This window comes from Parabacteroides distasonis (assembly GCF_004793765.1).
Lineage (GTDB): Bacteria > Bacteroidota > Bacteroidia > Bacteroidales > Tannerellaceae > Parabacteroides > Parabacteroides distasonis_A.
On the sequence record NZ_SRYM01000107.1, the window covers coordinates 1 to 2,996 of the forward strand.

Annotated in this window: 3 protein-coding genes and 1 pseudogene; all 4 read right to left on the reverse strand. The window is 41.4% G+C overall.

The genetic code is table 11. The features are described 5' to 3' along the window. Positions 1-409, reverse strand: a pseudogene (locus E5342_RS18780) (hybrid sensor histidine kinase/response regulator); the annotation flags it as partial. Continuing rightward, positions 406-1,032, reverse strand: a complete 627-nt coding sequence (locus E5342_RS18785; protein WP_135960060.1) for a CatB-related O-acetyltransferase — start codon at positions 1,030-1,032, stop codon at positions 406-408. The pseudogene E5342_RS18780 and the gene E5342_RS18785, both read right to left, overlap by 4 nt. Before the next feature lie 12 nt (positions 1,033-1,044). Beyond that, positions 1,045-2,334, reverse strand: a complete 1,290-nt coding sequence (locus tag E5342_RS18790; RefSeq protein WP_210434984.1) for an MATE family efflux transporter — start codon at positions 2,332-2,334, stop codon at positions 1,045-1,047. A 249-nt stretch (positions 2,335-2,583) separates the two neighbouring features. Next, the coding region (locus tag E5342_RS18795; RefSeq protein ID WP_135960062.1) for a CatA-like O-acetyltransferase at positions 2,584-2,996 on the reverse strand (413 nt) is incomplete at its 5' end.

Consider the following 2,996-nt stretch of genomic DNA (forward strand, 5'->3'; position numbering starts at 1 on the left):
GTACTTGACGAGTGATCTTATCGTTGATGGCTTGTTGCTGTTCAAGTACCTGCACGATTTGACGCATTTGTCGTTCCTTATCTTCGAGAAGATGGCGTACACTGTCTATGCGCTCTGTCGGATAAATCGTTTTGAAACGGCATAGCATACTGTCCATTGCCATGCGTTGATAATGGTAATGTTCCAAATCTGCATATTCCCACTCCAATACTGTCTCGCCTGATAAAGAAAGTTCAATAAGAAGAACAAATATTTCGTGCGATTCTTGGCGAAAAGTATCGATATGAAAATTTTGAACTTCCAATTTCTCTAAATCGCACCATTCTTTATACCAAATATACATTATGCCGATAACCAATAATGCCATCAGCAAATATCCAAGCGAAATTAGATTCTTAATAGATTTCATACTGCCTGTAATTTATCCCAACGTCCATCTTTCAGATAAGGCAAAAATTCCCGTATCTTATCTACCGACCAGTTCCACCATTTCAAAGCCTGCATCTGTTCTATCCTATCAGGACTGAACCGCTTTCGTATCTCCTTTGCGGGGATACCACCCACAATGGTATAGGGCGGAACATCTTTCGTCACAACCGCCCTTGTACCAACAATAGCACCGTCACCGATATGGACACCAGCCATAATAACGGCTTCATAGCCTATCCATACGTCATTGCCTATTACGATGTCGCCTTTGTTGTCCCAAGCAGAAGCCACATTTGCCTTATCCAATTCCCAATCTTCATAAAATAGCGGGAACGTGTAAGTCGATAGTGATTTCAGGGTATAATTGGCGCAGTTGAACAGAAATTTTGCACCGCAAGCAATAGAACAGAACTTTCCAATTATCAGCCGTTCATGGTTAATGGGATAGTGATACAACACATTGTTTTGCTCAAACAGACACGGGTCTGAAACAAAATCATTGTAAATGGTATAGTCGCCTATTTCGATAGACGGGTCTTTTACGACAGCATTCAAATAAACGGTTTGCGTGTCACCTTTACGGGGATATATCTTGTTCATCATAACTTTCAGTTCTTAGTATTGTTTATATTTAAGATAAATGACGGATTGTGTACCAAGTAGCATTACATATAAGTATTCCACTGCCCAATATGCCGCTAACGGAACATCACAAAAAACTAATCCCCATAAGCAGAACAGATAAGCAATAGTAGTTATCACCTGAAAAATGAATACCGTCCGTGTCGCTCCCGTTCCGGTTGTAGCATTCAGATAGACGTAACCGGGTAGTGCAAAGAAGTAATTCAATAGCATGACAAGAAAAGGCGGCCATGCAAGCTGTACGATAGCGGGATTTTCCGTATAAGCCCCTATAATGTGCTGGTGAAAGAACAACGCAAAAGTAATCAGTGGAATGCCTGTCGCATATCCTAAACGGATAATCTTATGGCAAAGCGGAAAAACTTTTTTCTTTTCACCTGCTCCAATCAGATTACTCACCAAAGAACCGGTGACACCTGCCAATGCATTGACGATAACGGAAAACAGTGCGGAAACACTTCTTACAATGTTTGATACTGCCAATTCCGTTTCTCCCAAACGTTCGATAGCTACGAAGAACAGAAACCAAATGGCTACACTTGTAAAGAACTGGAGCATACTCCATACCGAGATAGAAAATACCTCTTTCAATACCGTTATATCAATACGCCAGTATAAGCCATACGCTTTTTTATCAATGTGCCGAAACATATATGCAGCCAATACAGCCAGCGAACACATTTCGGCAAATGAAGAAGCGATAGCCGCTCCCGATATACCCATATCGAAGCCGAATATCAGGAGCCAGTTCAGCGGAATGTTTACCAGTACGGCAGTGAAAGCTGCCATGTTCAGAGCTTTTGTCTGTGTAATGCCTACCAAAAACGAGCGTAACGCAAGGAACGGGAAAGAGAACAACAATCCCCAAATACGCCAATCCAAATAGCAGATAACCGCATTATAAACATCATCCGAAGTTATCAGATGTTTCAACAGAACGGGAGAAAATATCTTGGATAGCAGACAGAGGAGTACCGCCAGTATTAGCAAGAAAAACAATCCCTGAAAGAACGTTTTTCCCGTTTCTGCATACCGCTGTTCTCCGTTACGGCGGGCAATTACCACTTGCAACCCCAAACTGAACCCGAAGCCGAGCATATAAATTGCCAAGAACCATATTCCGGCAAGGGCAGATGCGCCCAGTTCTACATCACCCACATGCCCCAAAAACAAAGCATCGGTAATATTTATCAGTTGTTCAATCAGGATGCTCATCATTACAGGAAAAGCGATGAGCCAGATTTTCTTATAGGTATAATTCATTTGTTCAAACCAATATGATACAATACATCCTGCCGCTTTAAGCAGCACGACAATCTTATAGATTTATAATAAGGGATAATGACAAAACAATAACAGGCAAACTTAAAACATAAGCCTGTCTATTGCTGAATAGCAATAATTTGAAGTGCTATTCGTTGAGCGTAGCTATATGCACAACTGCCATTTCATATTGTTGAACAACTATTTATTTTTCTGTTAGTTCTGCAAAGATAGCGTTTTTCCCTGAACTTATATTCTCAATTTATCAATTTCTTTCTGAACCCCGTCCAAAAAGCGGGAAGCGTGCGCCCCGTCCATTTGCGTATGGTGGAACTGGAAAGAAACGGTAAGTGTCGTTTTCAGCAGGCGGCGCTTGTATTTGCCCCAAATAAGAAACGGATTATTAAAAATGCCGCTATACATCCCGACAGCACCGTCTATTTCATATTGTGCCAATGCGGAAGTTCCGATAACCATGCTTTCCGTCAAGTCGTGATTGACGCAACTTTCAGTCACTTGTTTGGTAAGTTGCAGATAGTGTTGGTTAAACAAAGATAAATCATCACAGAAAAGAATATCACACGAACTTACCTCGCCCTTTCTGTTAGCGACAATGGTGTTTACTGCAATGGTATCGTACTGCATCAGTTTACCGCCAACGG

Coding starts and splice junctions, on each gene's coding strand:
- E5342_RS18785 (WP_135960060.1), bottom strand. CDS start 1,032: ATGATGAACAAGATATATCCCCGTAAAGGTGACACGCAAACCGTTTAT.
- E5342_RS18790 (WP_210434984.1), bottom strand. CDS start 2,334: ATGAATTATACCTATAAGAAAATCTGGCTCATCGCTTTTCCTGTAATG.